Annotated in this window: 16 protein-coding genes; 12 read left to right on the top strand and 4 right to left on the bottom strand. The window is 61.0% G+C overall.

The features are described 5' to 3' along the window. Positions 1-46: 46 nt before the first annotated feature. The 4 genes from tssI to tssH form a co-directional block, all read right to left on the bottom strand. Positions 47-2,311: a type VI secretion system tip protein TssI/VgrG gene (gene tssI, locus AC1RO0_RS31420; protein WP_498596431.1), complete on the bottom strand. Its 2,265-nt coding sequence runs from the start codon at positions 2,309-2,311 to the stop codon at positions 47-49. A 7-nt stretch (positions 2,312-2,318) separates the two neighbouring features. Continuing rightward, on the bottom strand, positions 2,319-2,867 hold the full coding sequence (locus AC1RO0_RS31415; RefSeq protein WP_498596430.1) for a hypothetical protein: 549 nt from the start codon (positions 2,865-2,867) through the stop codon (positions 2,319-2,321). 117 nt (positions 2,868-2,984) lie between these two features. Further along, entirely contained in the window at positions 2,985-3,461 is a 477-nt protein-coding gene (locus tag AC1RO0_RS31410; RefSeq protein ID WP_498596429.1) for an Hcp family type VI secretion system effector, read from the bottom strand. 64 nt (positions 3,462-3,525) lie between these two features. Further along, complete coding sequence (tssH, locus tag AC1RO0_RS31405; RefSeq protein WP_498596428.1) at positions 3,526-6,267, bottom strand: type VI secretion system ATPase TssH; 2,742 nt, start codon at positions 6,265-6,267, stop codon at positions 3,526-3,528. A 286-nt stretch (positions 6,268-6,553) separates the two neighbouring features. On the opposite strand from tssH, the gene tssA reads away from it, so the two are divergent. From tssA to tssM, 12 genes are all read left to right on the top strand, one after another. After that, on the top strand, positions 6,554-7,552 hold the full coding sequence (gene tssA, locus AC1RO0_RS31400) for a type VI secretion system protein TssA (protein ID WP_498596439.1): 999 nt from the start codon (positions 6,554-6,556) through the stop codon (positions 7,550-7,552). Between the two features lie 102 nt (positions 7,553-7,654). Beyond that, positions 7,655-8,167, top strand: coding sequence for a type VI secretion system contractile sheath small subunit (gene tssB / locus AC1RO0_RS31395; RefSeq protein WP_498596427.1), 513 nt, complete (start codon positions 7,655-7,657; stop codon positions 8,165-8,167). A gap of 112 nt (positions 8,168-8,279) precedes the next feature. Next, positions 8,280-9,758 carry a type VI secretion system contractile sheath large subunit gene (gene tssC / locus AC1RO0_RS31390; RefSeq protein ID WP_498596426.1) on the top strand — a complete coding sequence of 493 codons (1,479 nt, stop codon included), beginning with the start codon at positions 8,280-8,282 and terminating at the stop codon, positions 9,756-9,758. 65 nt (positions 9,759-9,823) lie between these two features. Beyond that, positions 9,824-11,209 carry a type VI secretion system contractile sheath large subunit gene (gene tssC, locus AC1RO0_RS31385; RefSeq protein ID WP_498596425.1) on the top strand — a complete coding sequence of 462 codons (1,386 nt, stop codon included), beginning with the start codon at positions 9,824-9,826 and terminating at the stop codon, positions 11,207-11,209. Next, positions 11,206-12,036 (top strand): type VI secretion system accessory protein TagJ, encoded by an 831-nt coding sequence (locus AC1RO0_RS31380; RefSeq protein WP_498596424.1) that lies wholly within the window; start codon positions 11,206-11,208, stop codon positions 12,034-12,036. The genes tssC (AC1RO0_RS31385) and AC1RO0_RS31380 overlap by 4 nt, the downstream gene beginning before the upstream one ends. Continuing rightward, a complete protein-coding gene (tssE, locus tag AC1RO0_RS31375; protein ID WP_498596423.1) occupies positions 12,029-12,538 on the top strand; it encodes a type VI secretion system baseplate subunit TssE in 510 nt (169 codons plus the stop codon). Before AC1RO0_RS31380 ends, tssE begins: the two co-directional genes overlap by 8 nt. Continuing rightward, complete coding sequence (gene tssF / locus AC1RO0_RS31370) at positions 12,531-14,312, top strand: type VI secretion system baseplate subunit TssF (RefSeq protein ID WP_498596422.1); 1,782 nt, start codon at positions 12,531-12,533, stop codon at positions 14,310-14,312. Before tssE ends, tssF begins: the two co-directional genes overlap by 8 nt. A gap of 20 nt (positions 14,313-14,332) precedes the next feature. Further along, a complete protein-coding gene (gene tssG, locus AC1RO0_RS31365; RefSeq protein WP_498596421.1) occupies positions 14,333-15,337 on the top strand; it encodes a type VI secretion system baseplate subunit TssG in 1,005 nt (334 codons plus the stop codon). Between the two features lie 9 nt (positions 15,338-15,346). Next, positions 15,347-16,537 carry an FHA domain-containing protein gene (locus tag AC1RO0_RS31360; RefSeq protein ID WP_498596420.1) on the top strand — a complete coding sequence of 397 codons (1,191 nt, stop codon included), beginning with the start codon at positions 15,347-15,349 and terminating at the stop codon, positions 16,535-16,537. Continuing rightward, positions 16,537-17,877, top strand: coding sequence for a type VI secretion system baseplate subunit TssK (gene tssK, locus AC1RO0_RS31355; RefSeq protein ID WP_498596419.1), 1,341 nt, complete (start codon positions 16,537-16,539; stop codon positions 17,875-17,877). Before AC1RO0_RS31360 ends, tssK begins: the two co-directional genes overlap by 1 nt. Beyond that, positions 17,874-19,367: a type VI secretion system protein TssL, long form gene (tssL, locus tag AC1RO0_RS31350; RefSeq protein ID WP_498596418.1), complete on the top strand. Its 1,494-nt coding sequence runs from the start codon at positions 17,874-17,876 to the stop codon at positions 19,365-19,367. The genes tssK and tssL overlap by 4 nt, the downstream gene beginning before the upstream one ends. Further along, entirely contained in the window at positions 19,364-22,867 is a 3,504-nt protein-coding gene (tssM, locus tag AC1RO0_RS31345) for a type VI secretion system membrane subunit TssM (RefSeq protein WP_498596417.1), read from the top strand. The genes tssL and tssM overlap by 4 nt, the downstream gene beginning before the upstream one ends. Positions 22,868-22,871: the final 4 nt, after the last annotated feature.

The following is a 22,871-nucleotide window of genomic DNA, read 5'->3' as shown; positions in this document are numbered from 1 at the left end:
GGCCGGAAAAGGAAGCCGGTTGATCAGTTCCACGCACGCACCCTTCTCAGTTCAGATCGATGGGTTTGCCGCGCATCTGGAAATGATCGGTAGCCACGAAGTTAAACGACTTGCCAAGGATGATGACTTCGCCGTTGGATTTCATGATGAATTTGGAGTCGCCGCACTCGATGACGAATTCCTCTCCGACAGCGATCTTCTTGAATTTTCCGACGCTTTCGAGAGACGTCTGGCCAACATTCGTCACCTTGCTCACGCCGATCTGTTCAACGCGTGCAACGCCGATCGTGTCCGACTTGAACGAGCCGACAACCGTGTTCATGATGCCCGGAAGCGGAAAGAGACCACCGGCTGCTTCCCCAACACCGGTGCCGGAGCCACCAAGCGCGGTGCCTGCATCGGCGCGCGGATTGGAACCCGCCACGACGCCCTCACGGCTACCAAGGCCACCCATTCCGAGAAAACCTAACGCAGAAGAGGCAATCGTGCCTGCGAAGGCGGCAAGTCCGGGTCCGCCGCCGCCGGCAATCTGCCCGGCCTGAGAAAGCAATCCGGCCGTCTGCCCTGAAAGCCCCTGCACCGCCCCCATCAGCGCCATCGCCATCGGCCCGGTACCGCCTACCACCGTGTTCACCGATCCGCCGATCTCGTGCTTTTGGTTGCCGCTCACCTCGACGGCGCGGTTGCCGCCGATGGAGGCGACTTCGTGGCGGTCGACGCGTTTGGTGCGGTCGTTGCGGATGCGGGTCGTCTGGTCTTTCTGGGCGTGGAAGAACATGTTCTCGCGGCCGGCATCATCCTCGAAGGTCATCTCGTTGAAGCCGGTGCCCTTGTGGGTGTTGGAGCGCATGACCATGCGGGTCTTGTTGCCGGGCAAATCGTAAGGCACTGCATTGCTGGGGTTCGGCACAACGCCGGTCACCAGCGGGCGATCCGGGTCGCCGTCGATGAAGGCGACCATGACTTCCATGCCGATACGCGGAATGATCTGACCGCCCCAGTTGCCGCCGGCCCAGTTCTGGGCGACGCGGACCCAGCAAGTGTCGGAGCCGTCCTTCTTGGCGCGGCGGTCCCAGGGATACCAGAGCTTGATGCGGCCATATTGGTCCGGGTGGATTTCCTCGCCGGAGGGCCCGGCGACGATGGCGACCTGATTGCCGCGGATGCGCGGACGTTCCGTCTGCCGATGCGGCGTCATGGAGACGCGCGACGGCACCGCCTCAAATTCATTGGTATATTCCGGCTGGTCGGTGTTCGTCTCATAGGAGGGATCGATGGCGAAATGGGTCGCCTTGACGATCACATGCTCTTCGTAGACGTGCTCGGGATGCGCCATCTCATAGGGCGTAAAGCGCCGGCCGGCCTCGAGGACGCGCGATGTCGACTGGCCGACGACCCTGTTGTGATCGGCCTCGGTTGCCTGCATCCGCAATTTCTGTGCCCGCTCGGCTTCGGACACCGAGCTTATGCGCGCGGGGAATTCATAAAGCTCCCGCTTCATCGCGCCGGGCATCTGCACGAGCGAAGGCGTTGTCGTCGCCGGCACCATTTGCGGCGTCTCGAAATTCCAGTCGGCGCCGGCTCGTTGGCCGGGAACATAGGCGTAGTGCCGCATCCATTCGGTGATGTGGTTACGATCGGACGAACCCTGTGCCAGGCGCACCCTTGCCTCGCCTTCGGCGGAAGGAGAAGGCCCTGCCCATGAGCTTGCGCCATCGGCGACATGCAGCCGGTGACTGCCGTTCTCGTGGCTGAACCAGTAGAACAGCCCGTCCTCCTCGAAGCGGCGGGTCAGAAAGTCGAGGTCCGTCTCGTTCCACTGCACCGAATAATGTTGCGGCGGCGGCGGCGTCACGATGCCGGAGACGTCAGGTGCGGGAATGCCGTGCTCGGAAAACAGCGTCTCGACGATATCGATGCTCGTCTTGTCCATCCAGATCCGGCAATCGGAACGCTGGGAGAGAAGCCACATCTGCGGCTTCAGCACCATCGAATAGGAGCGGAGCCCGCGGGTGATCGGTGGCCCCTCGTGAAGGGAAACGACCAGTCCGTTGAAGGGGCGGCGCACGCCGTCGCCACCATCCTCGCCCTGCTGCACCTCGATGGAGACATCCACCAGGCGACCGATCAGATCCTCCGGCTGGACGACTTCACGCTTGGCACGCACGGAAAGCCGGATATCGAAAAGCGAGGATACGCCTTCCGTTATCGTCACCCGCTCCGGCAGCAGTTGGTCCGTACCAAGCGGCGAAACGACCCTGAGATTTCGGGTCGCCTGGATGAAATCATTTGCCGAGGGCTGATCGTTCATCGGCGTCTTATCCTACCAATGAACTTGTAGAGCCCGCCTTGCCGGCGCTGCCGACCACCTGCCTGCGACCACCGACGAGATAGGCGATCTGGTACAAGGTGCCATTCGGCACAGTTTCACGCATGCTGGGACCATAGAGCGCTTCCGGCGTCAGGATCTTGCCAATGTCGGCGCGCGCAGCGACCGAGCCTAGCAAATAGGCACCTCGAGCCATATAGGTCCGGACCTCGCCATCAGTCACCGTATAGTTGAACTGAGCCACGAAGACCGAATGATGATTGATGTCCATTTCCCGGATGATGGGGGGCTCGTTGTTTCGCAGCCACACCGTTAACCAGTGCGTCAATGACATCTCATTCGCTTTCTCCATAACTGATCGGAGACCAGATGCGAACGCACCCGCGGCTTGGTTGCGGGCGGCGTAATCGCGCGGGCCGCTCGGCCACAAGAAATAATCATAGGAAGGACCGCGCCCTGCGCGCCGCATTGGCGGAAGGTCGGTCTGCTTCACCGGCTCCATTTGCAGCGCCGGCGACGAAACAGAGAAATCTACCATGGCAACCTCAATGAGAAACGTTGTCAGAAACGTGCAAACCGCCACCGCAGTGGCGATCTGGCGTCGAACCCGGTTCCGGCGCGCCTAGTCGTAACGCGCCGGAAAACAGTGTTATCGTCAGGCAGCCTTGGTCGTCGCCAGGTCGTAGGACGCGATCATCGGCGACTGCGGCGACTGCGAATCGTCGTATGGCGTGTACTTCACTTCCATCTTGGTGAAGTTGAGCTTGATCGTTTCGACCGGACGATCCCCATTGGAATCGACCGAGTAGCTGGCGATCAGCGTATTGGTCAGCGTGTATTCGATATAGGTGTCGCCAGGATTGCCGGTCGTCACCAGATGGATGACAGCCTGCTTGCCGGTGCGGCCCGAGCATGCTTCCTGAAACAGCTTCGTCGACGACGAATCGCTGACCTTGGTCAGGATGACTTCCGAAACGGTCGGCTCGGAAGCTTCGCGGTTCGCAGCCGAACCGGCCGAAGTCTTGACGTTGCGCGCAACGTTCCAATGGATGACTTCGATGTCCATCCACTTCTTGTGTTGCTCGTGGGTGGCATCGCCCTGGATACCGTCGATTTGCAGATAAATCGGCATGCTATCAACACTCCTGTTAGAATTGAATTCGCCTCGTTGCGTCAAGGCGCGGTTACCTTTCCGTCTAATGCCGCATCCGGACAGGACGTTCGTCCGGGGCTGCTTCATTCGCCGCACCGCCCTGCGGATCGGCGAATTCCGTGTCGTCCACCGCCTGTCCCTCGATGAGGAAACGGTGGTCGTGGAAACTGATATCGATGCGGGCGACCTTGCGTCCTTCGGCAAGCGCATCGAGGAAAAAGGTCGAGAGCTCCGGCAGGAGATCACGGGCGATCATGATTTCGATGGTGCGGGCACCCATCTCGCTGGCCTTCGCGCGCGCCACAAGCGCTTCGCGGGCGGCTATCGACAGCGACACGTCTGTCCCGTAGGCGGCCTCGACGCGATCGCGAATGCGGCCGATCTGGATATCGACGATCCCGCTCAGCGTCTCTCCGCTCAACGGCATGAAGGGCAGGACGATCGTCCGCCCGATAAAGGCCGGCTTGAAGTGCTTCTGCAATTCGGGAAGCAGCAGCGTTTCCAGCGCCTCGCCTTCAGGCATGGTGTCGGGATCGGCAGATAGAGCCGTCAGCAATTCCGAGCCGGTATTGGCCGTCATGACGATGGTCGTATTCTTGAAGTCGATATCGCGGCCTTCGCCATCGCGCAGCGTGCCCTTGTCGAACACCTGGTAGAAGACTTCCTGCACGCCTGGATGTGCCTTGTCGATCTCGTCGAGCAGCAGCACACCGTAGGGGCGCCGGCGGACGGCCTCGGTCAGAACCCCGCCCTCCCCATAGCCGACATAGCCGGGCGGCGATCCGAGAAGCATCGAAACCTTATGCTCCTCCTTGAACTCCGACATGTTGATCGTCGTCAGATACTGGCTGCCGCCATAAAGCAGATCGGCAAGCGAAAGCGCCGTTTCCGTCTTTCCCGTTCCCGACATGCCGACCAGCAGGAACACAGCCGGTGGCCGGCGTGGGTCGGAGAGTCCCGCCCTCGCAGAGCGCATCGCGGCTGAAATCCGGCCGATGGCCGCATCCTGTCCGATGACGCGCTCCCTCAGTCGCGCGTCCAGCGTCTTGACCGTTTCGACCTGATCCGACAGCAGCTTGCCGACGGGAATGCCCGTCCAGCGCGCCACGATACCGGCAATGACTTCCCTGTCGACGACGCGGGGAACGAGTGGGCTTTCGCCCGCGACCTCAGCAAGATTGCGCTCTGCCAACATTAACGCCGAACGCGCGCCTTCGGAAAGAGTGCCTTGCGATGCCAAAGGCGCGACATTACCACCTTCGATCGGCGTCATCGTATCGTTGGCCGCGCCGGTATCGGCGAACGACGCTTCGAGACGGTCGGCCTCACGCGCCAGGCGCATCTCCTCGTCAAACTTAGCTTGCAGCTCATCCAGCTCGGTGGAGACCTCCAATCGCTCGGCGTCGATCACCGCAAGACGCGCGACGATCTCGGCGGTAGGCGGTTCGATCAGAAGCGCAGCGGCTTCCGCTTCGAGCATATCCTGTTCGTTTCTCAACCCTTTCAGGGCCTCGGGGATCGTCTGCCGGGCAAGCGAGACCGCAGCGGCGGCCGTATCGATCAGGCTGATCGCCTTATCCGGCAGCTGGCGATCTGGAATGTAGCGAGCAGAGAGACGAACCGCCGCTGAAAGCGCCTCGTCGCGGATCCTGACTTTGTGATGTGCCTTGAAGCTGGCGACAATGCCACGCAGCATACGGATTGCCGTTTCTTCATCCGGTTCTCGAATTTGCACGACCTGGAAACGACGGGTCAACGCCGCATCCTTCTCGATGTAGCGCTTGTATTCGTTCCATGTCGTCGCAGCGATCGTGCGCAATTCACCGCGGGCCAATGCCGGCTTGAGGATGTTTGCCGCATCGCCCTGTCCGGCTTGTCCTCCGGCACCGATCAGGCCATGCGCCTCATCGATGAATAGGATGATGGGCTCCACCGAAGCTTTGGCGGCATCAACTACGCCGTGCAATCTTCTCTCGAACTCTCCTTTTACGCCCGCTCCGGCTTGCAGCAGGCTAAGGTCGAGGAGCAGGAGGCGCACGGGCTTCAGCATGTCCGAGACATTGCCCGAAGCGATTTCCAAAGCGAGCGCCTCTGCGACCGCAGTTTTGCCCACACCTGCCTCACCGACGAGGATGGGATTGTTCTGTCGGCGACGCATTAGGATGTCGATGACCTGACGCAATTCGCGATCCCGTCCAATCACCGGATCGATTCGACCCGATCTGGCATCCGCCGTCATGTCGCGGGTGTAAAGCCGCAAAAATTCGTTCTCACCCGCGGTGGAAATTCCGCCGGAATGCGGCGTAATCGGCGTTGAAATATCGGGAGACGGAATGACGCTCAACTGATTTTCGAGCGCATTCCGATCAAGATTGCGAAGAGAAGGAGCAATACCACGTGCAACGATTCGCAGCGACTGATCGGTCGTAAGGGCAGTCAGGACATCGGCCAGAGCGATCGTATTGCGACCGCATTGCAAGGAGGCGACGAGCCACGCCTCACGCAAAAGCGCAAGCAGGTTCGATGACAGGACAAGCGTCGCTCCACCATCACGGGGAAGGTCAGCAATCGCTGCGTCAAGCTCGGTCCTGAGCGCCTCGGCGGAAACGCTAAGTTGTTCAAAAACGTAGCTAACTTCTGTTCCATCGAGCAGCACTCTTATCCAGTGTGCGACATCAACCATCGCGTGCCGATTGCGCGCGGCGAGCGACGCAGCGGCCTCCAATCCGACCCGCAGGGTAGGCTCAAGCGTTCCGATGAGACGATTGAGATCGATGTTGGACAACCGGAAAATCTCCTCCCCAAATTTTGGCCTACTCAACCTAACCAATCGGCGAAACAACTAGGGCGGCTATCTGTCATTGTCTAGGCTCAAATATCATTTTTTCTTTCAGGCCAGAAATTACCATCTGTCACAATTCCTTCGCAGAATATATGCGGTTGACAAGCCAATATCTCCGCATCAGTATTCCGCGTTCCATTGATGTATCGAGAATTTCGGAGTTAATACCCTGTTTAACATTCGAGACATTGCAGATCCATTTGTAGAAAATGCGCCATGCGGAGAAAATCTGCGTGAAGATACTTCGATGCGTGAAATATACTATAGAATAAAAGACGCGAGGAACCAGGCCCGCACTGCAGAACGAGGTATATCACCGGGGGAGAATATTGGGATTTCACCAGCCTGGACAGAGGTTAGCAATCTTGGATTGCAGATCGTTTCTTCAAAAAGCAAGGACCTCGAAGTATTGGCCTGGCTTGCCGAAGCAGAGTTGCGACTGCGCGGTTTTGAAGGCTTGCGGGACATCTATCTCGCCATGATGTCGCTTTTAGACAAGTATTGGGAGCAATTCCATTCGGTCGGCAACGACAGTCTGGAGGAGCGATTTGCCCCCTTGGCGGGCCTCAACGGTGTTGGCGGCGAAGGCACGATCATCCAGGCGATCAGGCTGACACCACTCGTTCCCGGAACGAAATTCGCCCAGCATTCGCTCTGGGATTTCCAGCTTTCGCAGCGACCCAACGAGACGAAACGGCGCGATGAACTCAATCAGGCCGTCACGGAGGCTGGGGTTTCGGCAATGCGCGCGCATCTCGATGAACTGAACAGCTGCATCTCCGCTTTCGACGGCCTGGTGGCTCTGCTTGGCGAGCGTTGTGGAAGCGAGGCGCCCCCGAGTTCCAACACACACAACGTTCTTCGCGAGGCCGCCGCCGCCATTCGCGCATTGGCGGGCATCGACCCGCAGACGGAGGCATTGGCAGGCGAATCAAAACTTCAGGCGGCCAACGCGAATGACACCAGGGACGCGGTGCCGGCTCGCAAGCCGTTGAACACCGAGACCATCGGGTCGCGAGAAGAGGCCCTTGAGCTTCTAGTTTCCGTGGCGCGCTATTTCCGCCGCACCGAGCCGCACTCACCGATTTCGGGTGCAATCGAGACCCTGGTCAGGCGAGGTCGCATGGATTTTTCCGAACTCCTGGCCGAGCTCTTGCCCGAGCAACAGGCCCGAAACGCCGTTCTGACCGCCGCTGGAATTCAACCAAAACCCAACAAAAGCGGATGAAAGCACACGCATCGCAGATTTTTTTGCAACCTGATCTTGTCGAATTCAGAGTTGTGACAATCTTTAGTTCGAAATTTGCCGCTGGCATGAAGGAGAAGCTGTATGGCAAGTGTTCATGAGAAGCTGGAGCGGGTTCGCAAGCCGCGCGTCCACATCAAATACGAGGTCGAGACCGAAGGCGCGATGGTCGTCAAGGAACTGCCCTTTGTCGTCGGTGTCCTTGGCGATTTTTCCGGCGACCCGACCCAGCCGCTCAAGCCGTTCGGCGAACGCAAGTTCGTCCAGATCGATCGCGACAACTTCGACGATGTCATGCGCCGCATGACACCTGGCCTGAACATCACGGTAGACAACACGATCGAGGGCAATGGCACGCAAATTCCCGTTTCGCTGAAGTTCGAGAGCATGCAGGATTTCGAGCCGGGCTCGATCGTCAATCAGGTGCCGGCACTGAAGGCCCTGCTCGATGCCCGTAACGAGCTTCGCGACCTGATGAGCAAGGCCGACCGCTCGGAGGAGCTCGAACGCCTGCTAGAGGACATTCTGCAGAACAAGGGCGACCTTTCGAAACTGGCGTCCCAACTCAGCGCATTGCAAAAGCCGCCCGCAAACTGATCACCGCCGACGATCCATCAGCCAAGATCGCCCCACCCTTGTTTCGAGTAGCGGATAACGGCCGGACTAACGTTTCCCCGAACACCGCTGCCCTTCTTGTAAGGATTGCACAATGAGCGCTGAAACCCAATTGAAGGCCCCCGAGGCCGAATTCGCGCCGGAAGAAAACCTTCTGTCCCAGGTCGTGGCCGCAACGCGCCAGACCGAACCCGATCGCGCCCAGGACCTCCTGCGGACGCTCACCGACCAGGCCCTCAAGGGCACGGTTACCTATGACCGCAACCTGACGGTCACCCTCAACAACGCCATTGCCGAGCTCGACAAGACCATCTCCCGTCAGCTCGCGGCCATCATGCAATCGCCCGAGTTCAGCAAGCTCGAAGGCACATGGCGCGGGCTGAACTACCTGGTCAAGAACAGTGAGACCAGCGTCAACCTGAAAATCCGCGTGCTGAATGCCTCCAAGCGGGACGTATCGAAGGACCTGGCAAAGGCGGTGGAATTCGACCAGTCCCGCCTCTTCAAGTCCATCTACGAAGACGAATTCGGCACGCCCGGTGGCGAGCCGATGGGCGCGCTGATCGGCGATTACGAGTTCGACAACTCGTTCGAGGATGTGCAGACGCTCCAGGGCGTTTCGTCCATTGCAGCCGCAGCCTTCGCACCCTTCATCTCCGCCGCAAGCCCGCGCATGTTCGGCTTCGACGATTATCGTGAGCTCGCCCGCCCGCGCGACCTCGAGAAGATCTTCGAGACGGTCGAATACGCGAAATGGCGCAGCCTGCGCGATAGCGACGATTCACGCTTCGTCACCCTCGCTTTGCCGCGTGTGCTGGCGCGCATGCCCTACGGTCCGAAGACGAACCCGATCGACGAATTCGGCTTCGACGAAACGCTGGGATCGAGCACAGGCGAGCTCAACCATAACTCCTATTGCTGGATGAACGCCTCTTACGTGATGGGAACGCGGCTGACGGAAGCCTTTGCGCGCAGCGGCTGGTGCACCGCCATCCGCGGTGCCGAAAACGGCGGCAAGGTCGAGAACCTGCCGATGCACATCTTCTCCAGCGACGACGGCGATCTCGATCTGAAATGCCCGACGGAAGTTGGCATCACCGACCGGCGCGACGCGGAACTGGGCAAGCTCGGCTTCCTGCCGCTTTGCCACTACAAGAACACCGACTACGCCGTGTTCTTCGGTGCGCAAACGACGCACAAGCCCAAGCTTTACGACAAGCCGGAAGCAACGGCCAATGCGGCCGTTTCCGCGCGCCTGCCCTACATGATGGCGACCTCCCGCTTCGCGCATTATCTGAAGGTCATGGGCCGGGACAAGATCGGCTCCTTCATGGAGGCCGAGGACTGCGAAAACTGGCTGAACCGCTGGATTTCCAACTATGTCAACGCCAATGACGACGCCGGCGAGGAATCGCGCGCCAAGTATCCTCTGCGCGATGCCAAGGTCACGGTTCAGGAAGTTCCGGGCAAGCCCGGTTCCTATAACGCCGTCGCCTGGATGCGCCCATGGCTCCAGATGGAAGAACTGACCACCTCACTGCGCATGGTCGCTCGCATTCCGTCGAAGAACTAAGCAGATATCCGCGCGGCGCCTCCCGCCGCGCGGACCTCGCTTACAGCACCATGATCGGAACGGCGATGGATTCCAACACAGCGTGGCCGCGTCAGATAGATCGGCTGATCGCAATGATCGACGATACGCTCAACAGGCAGGTCAACGCCATTCTCCACCATGCCGAATTCCAGGCGATGGAGGCGAGATGGCGTGGTCTGGCGCTGCTGGTGAACCAGGCCGATCGCGCCGACGACGTGAAGATCAAGATCCTCAGCATCGGCTGGCCGCAGCTATCCCGCAATTTCGAGCGCACCACCGATTTCGATCAGAGCCATTTGTTCGAGCTGGTCTACAGCCGTGAATTCGGCATGCCCGGCGGCGAACCGTTCGGCCTGCTGATCGGTGACTATGAAGTCTCGCCTCAGGGCTCGGCGGGTAGCGACGCCGTCGGCACGCTGACACAGATCGGCATGGCAGCCGCGGCCGCCTTCTGCCCCTTCGTTGCCGGCGCCTCGCCGCAGGCAATCGGCCTTCAGCAGTTCAACGAGCTGAACCGCGTCCACGATTTCTCGTGGCTTGCAAACGATCCTCAGCGTATCCGCTGGAACGGGCTGCGGGCACGCGAGGATTCGCGCTTCCTCGGGCTTGTTGCCCCGCGTGTCCTGATGCGCTCGCCCTATGAGCCCTTCGCCCGTCGCCGCGACGATCATTTCCCTTTCCGCGAAAGCATCGCCGCCGACGGCAGCACGCTGCTATGGGGCAATGGGGCCTTTGCCTTTGCGCTGATTGTCATCCGCAACTTCATCGAATCCGGTTGGTTCGCCGACATTCGCGGCGTCACCCAGGATGCGGTGGATGGCGGCCTGTTGAGCGCGGAAGAACTCGCCCCCTATGATCTGGGGATCGAAAGCCGGGGACTTTCCGCGCAAGCCCCTGTCGAGATACGCCTGACCAGCACCCAGGAACAGCAGTTCTGCGAGCTGGGTCTGGTTCCTGTCGCAACCACCTATCTTTCCTCGTCGGTGATCTTCAATTCCAATCAGTCGCTGCACGCACCGCCGCATTATTCCACCGAGCAGGCGCGGCAGAACGCCCGTATTGCCGCCATGCTGCAATATGTGCTCTGCGCCTCACGCTTTTCGCACTATCTGAAAGTCATCATGCGCGACGAGATCGGCCGGTTGTCGGATGCCGGATCGATCGAGCGCAAGCTCAATGAGTGGCTCTCTGGGTATACGCTCGGCAACGACGATGCCGATCTTACACTGCGCACGCGGTTTCCGCTGCGCTCCGCCGGTATTACCGTCAGCGAAATCCCGGGCAGGCCTGGGATCTTTTCCTGCACGGTGCGGCTGCAACCCCATTTCCAGCTCGACGACGTCTCGACGAGCTTCCATCTCATCGCCGAGACTGCGAACATGGCCCATGCCCCGTCGCGCCCGGCCGTGCCGCAAAGGATGTCCGCATGACATTGTCCGCCAGAATTGCCGAATCCCTCGATGAGAACGCACTCGAAGATGCGATAGAACAGGCGAAAGCCCACTTGAAGACCGCGCCATCCGACAAGAAGGCCCGGCATCTCTATATCGATCTGCTGGTGCTGGCCGGCGACTATGAGCGTGCCGATGCACAGTGCAATCTGGCCAATACATTCGCGCCGGAAGACACGATGGGGTTTGCTCTGCTTCGCAACCAGTTGCGGGCAATGGAAGCGCGATCCGCCTGGTTCCGCGACGCGGCGACTCCGGATTTTCCGCAAGGTCCCACCGAACTCGACAAGGCGGCGCTGAAGCTCGGCATCGCCCATCGGGAAGGATCATCGCAGGAAACGCGGGCCGCTCTGGAGGCGCTCGAGGAGTTGCGTGGCGAGCAACCGATGCTCTGGAACGGCAAACCCGTCTCCGACCTGCGCGATCTCGACGATCGGGTGCCCCATGCGCTCGAAGTCATCATGAACGGCGGGGGCTATCTCTGGGTGGATTTCGCCAAGATCGCCTCCGTCGACATCGAGCCGATCGCGCGGCCACGAGACCTGGCATTCCGCCGGGCCGAACTCCAATTGCTCAATGGTGCCAGCGCATCCGTTTTGCTCCCGGCGATCTATTACGGAACGCCCGTGGATGGGAAATTGCTGCTTGGTCGTGAGACGGAATGGATTGATGAGCCGACCGGGATCACCACCGGTCGCGGCCAGAAATGCTTCCTTGCCGGCGATGAACTGGTGTCCTTCCATGATGCTGTCAGGCTCGAAGCCTCAGAGCAGTCGGAGGAGACGAGGCGCTCGGCCCATGGTTGATCCACTGGAACGCTACCGACCTCGGGAAAGGGTCCTCGCGCGATCGATCCTCGATCGCCTGATGGATACCAATCCAGATATGTCGCAGGATCCGCCTTTGAGCACCGCCGAACAGATCCGCGAAATGCGCGAGGGAATCCGGCGCGACCTCGAGGCGCTGCTGAATACCCGCCGTCGCCCGACCGCTCCGCCGTCGGCTTGTGAGGAGCTCGGCGATGCGCTGGTCTCCTACGGCGTTGACGGCATGGTGTCGGCGAACCTGGTTACAGACGAAGCGAAACTGCGCCTTGCCCGCATCATCGAACGCCGCATTACCCTGTTCGAAACACGGCTCTCCGATGTGCACGTGACGATCCTCAAGAGCCGCACCAACGGAGAGCGGGCTCTCCGCATGCGCATCCAGGCGACGTTCCGGGTGCATGAGGGAATGCCGCCGATCAGTTTTGAATCGACGATCGATCCGTCGACCCAGCGTTTCCTGGTGGAGGCGGCGAATGGCTGACAGCTTCCTGCAGCGCTACAATGACGAGCTTTCCGCCATCCGGCGGCGCGCGGCGCGATTTGCGGATGCCTTTCCGAAGATCGCCGGCCGCCTGCGCATGACGGGAGAGATCGCCGACGATCCACATGTCGAACGGCTGATCCAGAGCTTTGCCTATTCTGCCGCCCGTGTGCGGCAGAAGCTGGATGACGAGTTTCCCGAGCTAACGGATGGCTTGCTGGAGACGCTTTATCCGCACTATCTGGCGCCATTGCCATCCATGAGCATCGTCCGTTTCGCCCCGAGCCACACGCTCGCCTCGGTTCAGACCGTGCCGCGCCATACCGAGATTTTTGCAGAACCCATCGGCGGAGAAGCCTGCCGCTTCCGCACCACCCAGGATACCGATGTCCTACCGGCCGAGATCGTTTCAGCTTCGCTCTCCGGCCATCCGATCAGTGCACCGCCTTCCAGGCATGCGGGTGCTGCTGGCTGCCTGCGCCTGTCGATCCGGTCGCGCGACCCGAACAGATCGCTCGGCGAAATCGGATTGAAGCGCTTGCGGCTGCATGTCGCATCGGCCTGGCAGCAGGCGGTCGCGATCCACGAACTGCTTGCCAATCATACGCTCGGAATGGCGCTTGCTCTTCACGCCGACGACCGCGACACGATCATGCTGCCCGCGACCAACCTTAGAGCCGTTGGCCTTGAGCCGGATCAGTCGATGCTGCCTTATCCGTCTTCAAGCTTTATAGGCTACCGGCTACTGACCGAGTTCTTCGCGCTGCCGCAAAAGTTCCTCTTCATCGACATAGGCGGGCTAGACGCTTGGCGTGGCGAAACACTGGATATCTTCATCTATCTTGATGAGACGAATACCAAGCTGGAACGGACGGTCTCGGCGCGGGATTTCGTGCTCAACGCCACGCCGGTCGTCAATCTCTTCCGCCAGACCTGTGAGCCGCTGACACTCGATGGCACGCGCACGGAATACCGCCTGCTACCGGATGCCCGGCGACAGAAGACCCGGGAGATCTATGCGATAGAGCGCGTGCAGATTTCCGGCCGAGGGGGCGAGGAGGAAGTATGCCCACCCTTTTTCGGCCGCAGCCAGAAGGGCGCGACCGGATCGCTTTTCTGGCAATGCAGCCGCCGCTTCGATGCCGATGATCGCACGTCCGACATGGACATCGCCTTCGTCGACAGCGGACGAAAGACGCCCGCGTCGCTGGACCGGATTGCCAGCATCGATACGCTCTGCCTGAACCGAAACCTGCCGGAACAGCTGCCGTTCGGCGGCGGCCACCCCAATCTGCAGCTCGCCTCCGGCAACGATGCGGTCGGGTCCGTCGAGGCACTTATTCCCCCGACGCCCTCGGTACGCATGAACGAGCAGCAGGGACGCAACTGGCGGCTCATGTCGCACCTGCTGCTCAACCATCTCTCCCTCTTCGACAATGAAGGCGCGGCGCTAAAGGACATCCTCTCGCTTTACGCCTTCCGCGACAGCCGCGAGACGAAGCAGCTCGTCGATGCGCTGGTGCGGGTACAAGCCCGCAGCTCGACGGCAAGGCTCGGAAGCGGCGGCATGGTGCCGGGGACGGATATCATGCTCGAATTCGACCCGGCGGCGATCGACCGCGCATCGGCCTATCTGTTCGGCAGCGTTCTTGACCGGTTCTTCGGTCTTTACACATCCATCAACAGCTTCACCCGCCTCTCCGTCTCGATGAAGGGGCAATCGAAACCAATCGCGATCTGGCCGGCACGCGCCGCCGAACGGCCGCTTCTCTAGGAAAGGATCGTTACGCACCGATGAACCTGACCGCGGAAAACAGGACCGAAACCCTCGCATCGCTGCTCGAACGCGACCCCGGCCGCTTCGAGCCCGCGACGGCTTTTCGCGTGGCTCAATCGGCGACGGATGAAGACCTCTCCATCGCATCCCCGATCGGCGTCTCGCCGGCGCCGCTGGCGGTGAGCGGCTTCCGTCGCAAGGGCGGCGCGGCGTCGGTGCGCAGTGCAATGGCCGCCTTGCTCGGCCCTCTTGGTTCGATGCCGCCCAGTTATAACGAACTGGCCATGCGCGAGGAGCGCAATCGTTCGCGCGGCCTTGCGAGCTTTTTCGACCTGTTCACCGCTCGGATGACCGAGCTTTTCGTTGATGCCTGCGAAAAGTACCGGATTGCCAGGCGGTTGCGCTGGAGCCGCCAGCGAGATACCAACACGTTCGTCACCAGCCTGTTTGCAATTGCCGGGTTTGGCACCGCGCGGCTGAAGGAAAATGTTGCCGTCGACGACGAGCTGATCCTGCGTTTTTCGGGCTTTTTCGCAAACCGCACCCGCAACACCGTCAACCTGCGGGCGATGCTGTGCGAATTCACCGGCCTTCCCGTCGCCGTCGAGCTTTTCCGTGGCCGCTGGCTGGATATTCCGATCGAGGAACAAAGCCGCCTGGGTCAGCCGCAAGGTGTCCGCCTTGGCATCAACGCGGCAGCGGGTGCGGCTATCCATGATTTCAGCGGGGGTTTTCGCGTAGTCGTCGGCCCGCTCGATTATCAGGATTACCTGTCGCTTTCTCCCGGCGGAGCAAAGGTCGGCGAACTCTTAGCCCTCACCAAGCTCTATGTCGGCCCCGCCCTCGACTTCGATATCCAGGTCGTCCTCAAGAAAGAGCATATCCCGTTCTGCCAGCTTGGCGCCGCTGGCGATCCACCGAGGCTTGGTTGGAACAGTTGGGCACGGGTCGCCGCCGCCGATCGTGACAGTGGCGATGCCGTTATCGTCGAGACCCGATCATCATCGCGGGCCATGGGTTAGGAGGTGGCGATGCGGCTTGAGCTGAGACAAAATGCAGGAACGGAGGTCAGCGCGAAATGGTTCTTCGAGCGCGGCCGCCGCACGCTTGGACGATCACCGGATTGCGATTGGCAACTCTCCGACCCCAAGCGCCTCATCTCCAAAGTTCACTGCGTCATCGAACGGGACCGGCAGGGGTTTTTTCTGCAGGATCAAAGTGCCAACGGATCGCGCGTGGACGGCATCATGGTGCTGGAGGGCGAGACGAGACGTCTTGCCGACAAGTCCCGCATCGAGATCGGCGGCCTTGCCTTCACGGCCGTCATCTCCGGGGAGGCGGATCGCGAAATCGGCGATCCAGAGGCCAGCCTTGTGCTGAGCGACGAAACATTGACGATTTCCTCCATCCTTGCCGATGTCGCGCCAGGTGGACAAACTGCAAGCGGCATACTCGGCGAACGCGCGGGCGATGACTGGCCGGCTACGTCATCAGACTGGCGACGAATGGATGCGGCGGTCAAATCGATCCGCGACGTCGACATCGGCTGGGACGGACCGCCCGACACCAACGGCATCAAGCCAACGCTCCCCGACGATTGGGACGCAGAGTTCGACTATGGCAGCCAACTGGAGCATGGGGCGGCCATGCGCGTCTCGGTGCCGGTCAACCGCAGCCGCAATGCGGTTGCTGTGGATGGAGGCGTGAAGACCATCGTTGCGGCAAACGATGTGGAGCTTGCCGAGCGGTTGCCGAGCAGCCAGGTTCCGAACGATACGGATCGCTTTGCCGACAGGCTGGAGGCAGTGATCGACGGACTGGAACAGACCCTTGCCGACGGTCTTTCAATCTTCGAAATCGACGTGCTGACCGATAACGCCGAGGTCCATCTAGGTAGCGGCAATCGCGAGGAACAGCTCATCGCACGGCTGAACATTCTCTTGTCGCGACAAATGACATTCAACGCCGCGCTCGAAAATCTCGTCGGCCAAACAAGCCAGATGCTTGAACCACGCATGATCGAGGCGCGGGTCGACGCGGCGGCGCGGAAACTGCCGTGGCCCGGCAGCCGCGGATATTGGCAGGCCTATCGCGCCCAATTTGAGAAAGACGGCAGAAGCCTCTCGTTGAGGGACGTGTTCAACGAGGCGATGCGCGCGTCGACAGAGAACCTGAAAGAGCAGACTTCGGCCAGCATGACCAAGAGGACGAATAACAGCTGATGAAAAACGAAAATCGAGTGGCTTGGAGCGAGGGCATGTTCCTTCGCGTACAGCATTTTCAGCAGGCCGATCGATGGACGGAGCGCCTCGTGCGGAGCACCGCGCGTGGGCTTGCGCCCTACCCCTGGGGCGTGGCGGAAATCGGCATTGACCGTAGCGCACTAGCAATTGGTCAGTTCGCACTGTCGAACCTGCGCGGCATTCTTCCGGACGGCACGCCTTTCGAAGCACCCGTTGACGCCGACCTACCGCTGCCGCTCGACCTAAATGAATCGACCAAGAACGCTATCGTCTATCTGGCGCTGCCGGCACGCCAGCCCGGCAAAGCCGACGTCACCTTGAACGGCGGCGCGGCGCGCAACAGCATCCGTATGGTCGCCGCACCTTACGAAGCGCCGGACTCCAATGTCGAAACCGATTTCATGGCACCGATCGATGTCGGCCGGCTGAGCCTCAGATATCTGAAGACCGGTGACGAACTGGCGGGCTACGAGCTGATCGGGCTTGCCCGCATCATCGAGGTACGCTCCGACAAGGCGGTGATCCTCGATCCGGACTATATCGCACCCTCCCTCAATTGCGCCGCCGAAGCAAGGCTGAGCGAACTGGTCACGGAGTTGCTCGGCATCGTCCGCCATCGCGCCGAGGCGATCGCCGAGCGCATCGGCGATCCGACCATCCGCGGCACGGCCGAGGTCGGCGACTATTTCCTGCTGCATATCCTCAACCGTGCCGATCCGATGCTGCGCCATATCCAGGCGAACGCGACCCGGCTGCATCCGATCGAATTCTACGAGCAATGCATCCAGCTCGCCGGCGAGCTTGCGACCTTCACTATGGACAGCAAGCGGGCAAGCGACTTTCCGCCCTATCGCCATGACGATCTGAAAGCGACCTTTGCCGCTGTTTTCGACGATCTTAGGACATCGCTCTCGGCGGTTCTTGAGCAGGCCGCCGTTTCGATCGAACTTGCCGAACGGCGCCATGGCGTGCGTGTCGGCATGATCAACGACCGTTCGCTGTTGAAGGACGCGGGCTTCGTGCTGGCCGTGCGCGCCGAAATGTCGGCGGAAGATGTGCGGCGCAAGCTGCCAGCGCAGATCAAGGTCGGCCCGGTGGAAAAGATAGCCGACCTCGTCAACGTCGCTCTGCCCGGCATCCCCGTCAGGCCGCTGCCGGTATTGCCGCGGCAACTGCCCTATCGGTCTGGAACGATCTATTTCGAGCTCGACACCAAGAATCCGCTTTGGAAACAGCTTGATACGTCCGGCGCGATCGCCCTGCATCTTGCAGGTGACTTCCCCGGTCTGGAGATGGAACTGTGGGCTCTCAGAGAATGAAAACGCCGCAATCGACATCCTGGCAGGATCTGCCGACAATCATCGAGCTGACCGAAGACGGCGCCCGCAAGAATGAATCTGCCCGCAAGATGGCGGAATTGCTGGACGACGCCCTGGCGCCTACCGAAGGCGGGACAGGACAGCAAGGCCTAGCCGGTGGTGGCTGGTCGGTCGAGGCTGCCGTGCGCGACTTCCGTTTCGGGGGCGAGGAGGTGCCGACGCTCGTTCGCTCGGCAGCCCCGCTTCTCAATCTTGCCCATAGCCTGCGGACGACGGAGGCACAGCCCGACATTGACGAATTGCGCCGCGTGACGATCGACGCCGTCGGGCGTTACGAACGCGATCTTGCCAGCGCCCGCATCAGCCCGGAGCGCGCAAGGGCGGCTCACTATGTCGTATGCGCCACCATCGATGACGTTGTTCTCAGCAAGCCGTGGGGCACGCGTGCCGGATGGGCACGCTCCGGGCTGGTATCGACCTTCCATATGGATGTAACCGGCGGCGATCGGGTGTTCGAACTGCTCGATCATTTTCACCAGAGCCCGGGGACCAACAAGGACCTGCTTCTTCTGATTTACCTGTGCATGTCGCTCGCATTCGAAGGGCGCACGCGCGTCTCCGTACGCGGCTCGCTGGAGCTCGGCCGTATTCGCGACAGTCTCTACAAGACGCTGCTCGGCCAATACGGCGTCTTCGAGCGCGAGCTTTCGCCGCACTGGCGCGGCGTCTCCGCCCGGCACAAGCCACTGCGAACCGCGGTTGCACTCTGGACGGCACTTTCGGCCCTCGTGCTGCTCTTTGCACTCGGCTACCTGTTCTTCACGCTTTCGCTCAACGGAGCCTCCGACGGCACATTCCAGCGCCTCGCAAACCTGCCGCCACACGAAACGCCCAGCCTGCTGATCGACGTGCCGAAACAGCCGGCCGTCGTCGCGACGGTGGAAACGCCGCCAAAACAGCAGCCGGCTCCGGTCGTGAAACCCGCTGCCCCGAGCAGGCTCGATACCCTGCTCGCCTTCCTGCAGCCGGAAGTCGATCGCAAGCTCGTCACGCTTTCGAACGCAAACGGCCGGCTACTCGTCCGCATCAACAATTCCGGCCTATTCGGTACGGGAAGCGCCGAAGTCAGCAGCGAGTTCCGCGATCTGATCCAGCGGATCGGCGGCGCGCTTGCCTCGGAGAAATTCCGTGCCGTGGTGGTCGGCTATACCGACAATGTTCCGATCAGGACCATTCAGTTCCCCTCGAACTGGCATCTCTCCGAAGCCCGCGCACGGGCCGTTGGCGATATTCTCGCGAACTATACCGGCAAGGATGCGATCCTGACGGAAGGACGCGCCGACAGCGATCCCCTGGCAAGCAATGCCACGCCGGAAGGCCGGGAGACAAACCGTCGTACGGAAATCCTGGTCCTGACTGATCCCAACGAGACGCTGCGCGACGCCGATCTCAGCACGCGGACACCGACGGCATCGGAGGTCTCCCCATGAACCCGCTCAGCCTCTTTTATACGCTCCGCTCCTATGTGTCGGTCTATGCCGGCCTTCTTGGCCAGCGGTTCCTATCGCTTATCTGGATCGCCGCAATCTGCGTCGTCATTTGGTTCTACGGCTATATGCTCGGTTACGGCAGCTTCACGCCGCTGACGAGCGTCAATGCCCGGTTGATTGCCATCGGCTTGGTCATCGCGGCATGGCTGATCTATCTTATCGTCTCGGCCGTGCGGGCCCGCATGCGGGACAAGGCGCTTGTCGAAGGCATCGAAAAGGATGCGGCCTCCGATGCCGCGAGCCAGCAGGCGGAAGTCGGAGAAATCCATAGCCGCCTCAAGGAGGCCTTGTCTCTCCTGCGCCGCGTCACCAAGAAGCGCTTCGGCTATGTCTATGAACTTCCCTGGTATGTGATTTTCGGCGCGCCGGGCTCCGGCAAGACCACTGCGCTCACCAATTCCGGGCTTAAGTTTCCCCTTGGCGATGCGCTGGGGAGTAACTCGGTGCAGGGTGCCGGCGGCACACGCAACTGCAATTGGTGGTTTGCCGATGAAGCGATCCTCATCGACACAGCCGGTCGCTATGCCACCCAGGACGACCTGAACGGCGCATCCAAGGCGGGCTGGGAGGGCTTTCTTGGACTGCTCAGGAAATATCGCCGCTCGCAGCCGATCAACGGCGCCCTGGTGACCCTGTCTATCGGCGATCTGCTGACCCGTGATCATGAAGCGCAGCTGGAAGAGGTACGCGCCATCCGCAAGCGGCTGTCCGAACTGGACGAATTTCTGCAGGCGCGCATTCCGGTCTATGTCGTCCTGACCAAAACCGACCTGCTGACCGGCTTCGTCGAGTTCTTCGACGGTTTCAGCAAGACGGACCGTGAGCAGGTCTGGGGTACAACCTTCGGACTGGAGGAAAGCTATCAGGGCCGGAATTTACCCGATCGGTTCATCGAAGAGTTCGCGCTGCTGCAGGAGCGCGTCGGTACCATGCTGATCGAACGCCTGCAGCAGGAACCGAATATCGAGGTGCGCGGGAAAATATTCCGTTTCCCCGCGGAGCTCGCCTCATTGAAGGAGCGACTGCACGAAGTCCTGACCGAGCTTTGCTCGGCATCGAACTTCGTTGAAGCGCCGCTCATGCGTGGCGTCTATTTCGCCTCCGGCACCCAGCCGCAGGAAATAGCCCCGATGTCGGCGGCTTCGCCCCGCTTGCGGCGCAGCTATTTCCTGTCGCGTCTGTTCAAGGATGTCATTTTCGACGAAGCGTCGCTGGTGGCGCGGGACCGACGACTGTCGCGCCGACAGACGATCATCAAGCGCGCCGCCTACGGCATGGCGGCGGTCGCATTGGCTATCGTCTTCACCAGTTGGACCGCCACTTACTTCCAGAACTCCCGCGCAATCGCGGCAGCTGACAAGCGTATCGACAATTACGAAAAGCTCGCCAGCGGCATTCCGGTTCGCGACGTCTCCGACGCCGATTTTCTGCGCGTGCTGCCGGCACTGGACAATCTGCAGGCGGTGACCAGCGGTTTTTCGGAAGCCAGGGTCTGGCCGACGAGCTTCGGCCTTGATCAGGAAGACAAGATCGCCAGCCGGCAGCGCGGCGCCTACCAGCGGGCGCTCAACTCCCTGCTGTTGCCACGCGTTCTGGTCCAGCTCCAGAAGACCATGGCCAATACGTCCGATACCGAAAAGACCTTCGACGCCCTGAAATTCTACGGGATGCTCGGCGGCCTTGGAACCATGGACAAGGACTTTGTTTCACAGCAGTCCGAGGACATGTTCGCATCGCTCTATCCAGGCGAAGGACGCGCGGCAACAAGACAAGCGCTCGCCGCCCATATCGAGGCCATGGCAGAAGGTCCACTCCCCACCATTGAACTCGACAGCCAGCTTATCGCCAAGGCGCGGGATGCCATCCGCACGCAAAGCCTCGCGGCACGCGCCTATGACATCCTGGCTTATTCCCGTCAGGCACGTACGCTCGATATGTGGATACCCGCCGATGCGCTGGGTCCGCTCGGCGCGCAGGCATTTCAGCGGAAATCGCAGGCGACGCTTCGCGATGGTATTCCCGGTCTTTTTACCGGCAAAGGGTACCGTACGGTCGTCCTGCCGACAGTCACTGAGGCCGCACGCGAGGCGCTCAAGGAGCAATGGGTTCGCGGCGACGAGAGCAGCCCGGCCGGCATGACGACCGAGATCGTGGCCCAGGCCGCGCTGCAGCTCTATTTCGATGCCTTCGAGAAGCAATGGTCGACCTTGCTCACCGATCTGCGCGTCCGCCCCTCTCAAACCCTCGCCGACGCCACCGAGACGACGCGCATTCTCGCGACCAATCCAAGCCCGCTCGAAACCTTCCTCAAGTCGGTCTCGGCGGCAACCGATCTGCGACCGACGGATGGCACCGAGATCGCATCGCTTGGAGACGCGCCCGATGCAGCCATCACCTCCGCTCTCACCAGCGCCGCCAACGCACCCGATCCGTACGGACCGCTGCGGGCAGCGCTCGAGGTGCCCCGCAGCGTTAAACCGGATGACGGCATGCAGGCCGAGGGAAACAAGGATACTGCCCGATCGCAAATCCAGGCCCTTCAGCCAATCCTGCAGAATGTCTACAACCAGCTGTCGCGCGCCTCGACATCGACGGCGGAGGTTGCCCGCGTGTTCGACGCCAGCGGACAGCTCACCAGCGCCAATCAGGATCTCCTGCAACAAGCACGCGGACTTCCCGCACCGGCCGACACGTTGATGGCAGGCGTCACCGCCGATATCGGCTCGCTTGCCGTCAAGACCGCGCGCAACCGGATCAATGATCTATGGGCAGCGGAAGGAGCAAACCTCTGCGCGGGGATCGTGGCCGGGCGTTATCCCTTCGATCGCACCTCCTCGCAAGATGTGGCGATGGCGGATTTCGTGCGCCTGTTCGGACCGCAAGGCCTGTTTCAGAGCTTCTTCAAGAACAGGCTGGAAGCCTTTGTCGACACCAGTGCCCAGCCCTGGGGCTGGCGTGGCACCTTTGGCGGAGACAGCATTGCGAGCCAGGCAATCGCCCAGTTCGAAAATGCCGACAAGATCGAACGCGCCTTTTTCCCGGCCGGCAGCGAGAAGCCGGCGATCGCCATCAATATCAAGCCGGTATCGCTCACGGATTCGGCCAATGCCGTGATGATGGAGATCGAGGGCGAGCGCGTCGTCTATTTCCACGGTCCAGTCCAGGCGAAGTCCATAGCCTGGCCGTCTTCGGGAACAGAGAACCAGTCGCGCATCGCATTTCTTCCGGGCGGCTGGCAGCAGGCGACGACCAAGAGCGGCGACTGGTCGCCCTTCCGGCTCTTCGACGCTGCCAAGATCACCATGCAGGGACCGGATCTCTTCCGGGCGCATTTCGACAATAACGGCCAGGCCGCCGAATTCGACGTTCAGTTCGGTTCCGTACTCAATCCATTCCGATTGCAGGCACTGTCCGACTTTGCCTGCCCGAGTCAGTTCTAGCGGT

The sequence above is a fragment of the Rhizobium sp. GW821-FHT14E12 genome (assembly GCF_058803745.1).
Note: the sequence above shows the minus strand (reverse complement) of the source record. Positions and strands in the feature narration are given on the sequence as shown.

Bases quoted from the DNA above. Each gene is read 5' to 3' on its own strand.
- AC1RO0_RS31415 (WP_498596430.1), bottom strand. From the start codon at position 2,867: ATGGTAGATTTCTCTGTTTCGTCGCCGGCGCTGCAAATGGAGCCGGTG.
- AC1RO0_RS31410 (WP_498596429.1), bottom strand. From the start codon at position 3,461: ATGCCGATTTATCTGCAAATCGACGGTATCCAGGGCGATGCCACCCAC.
- tssB (WP_498596427.1), top strand. From the start codon at position 7,655: ATGGCAAGTGTTCATGAGAAGCTGGAGCGGGTTCGCAAGCCGCGCGTC.
- tssM (WP_498596417.1), top strand. From the start codon at position 19,364: ATGAACCCGCTCAGCCTCTTTTATACGCTCCGCTCCTATGTGTCGGTC.
- tssC (WP_498596425.1), top strand. From the start codon at position 9,824: ATGGATTCCAACACAGCGTGGCCGCGTCAGATAGATCGGCTGATCGCA.
- AC1RO0_RS31360 (WP_498596420.1), top strand. From the start codon at position 15,347: ATGCGGCTTGAGCTGAGACAAAATGCAGGAACGGAGGTCAGCGCGAAA.
- tssE (WP_498596423.1), top strand. From the start codon at position 12,029: ATGGTTGATCCACTGGAACGCTACCGACCTCGGGAAAGGGTCCTCGCG.
- tssK (WP_498596419.1), top strand. From the start codon at position 16,537: ATGAAAAACGAAAATCGAGTGGCTTGGAGCGAGGGCATGTTCCTTCGC.
- tssC (WP_498596426.1), top strand. From the start codon at position 8,280: ATGAGCGCTGAAACCCAATTGAAGGCCCCCGAGGCCGAATTCGCGCCG.
- tssF (WP_498596422.1), top strand. From the start codon at position 12,531: ATGGCTGACAGCTTCCTGCAGCGCTACAATGACGAGCTTTCCGCCATC.
- AC1RO0_RS31380 (WP_498596424.1), top strand. From the start codon at position 11,206: ATGACATTGTCCGCCAGAATTGCCGAATCCCTCGATGAGAACGCACTC.
- tssI (WP_498596431.1), bottom strand. From the start codon at position 2,311: ATGAACGATCAGCCCTCGGCAAATGATTTCATCCAGGCGACCCGAAAT.
- tssL (WP_498596418.1), top strand. From the start codon at position 17,874: ATGAAAACGCCGCAATCGACATCCTGGCAGGATCTGCCGACAATCATC.
- tssG (WP_498596421.1), top strand. From the start codon at position 14,333: ATGAACCTGACCGCGGAAAACAGGACCGAAACCCTCGCATCGCTGCTC.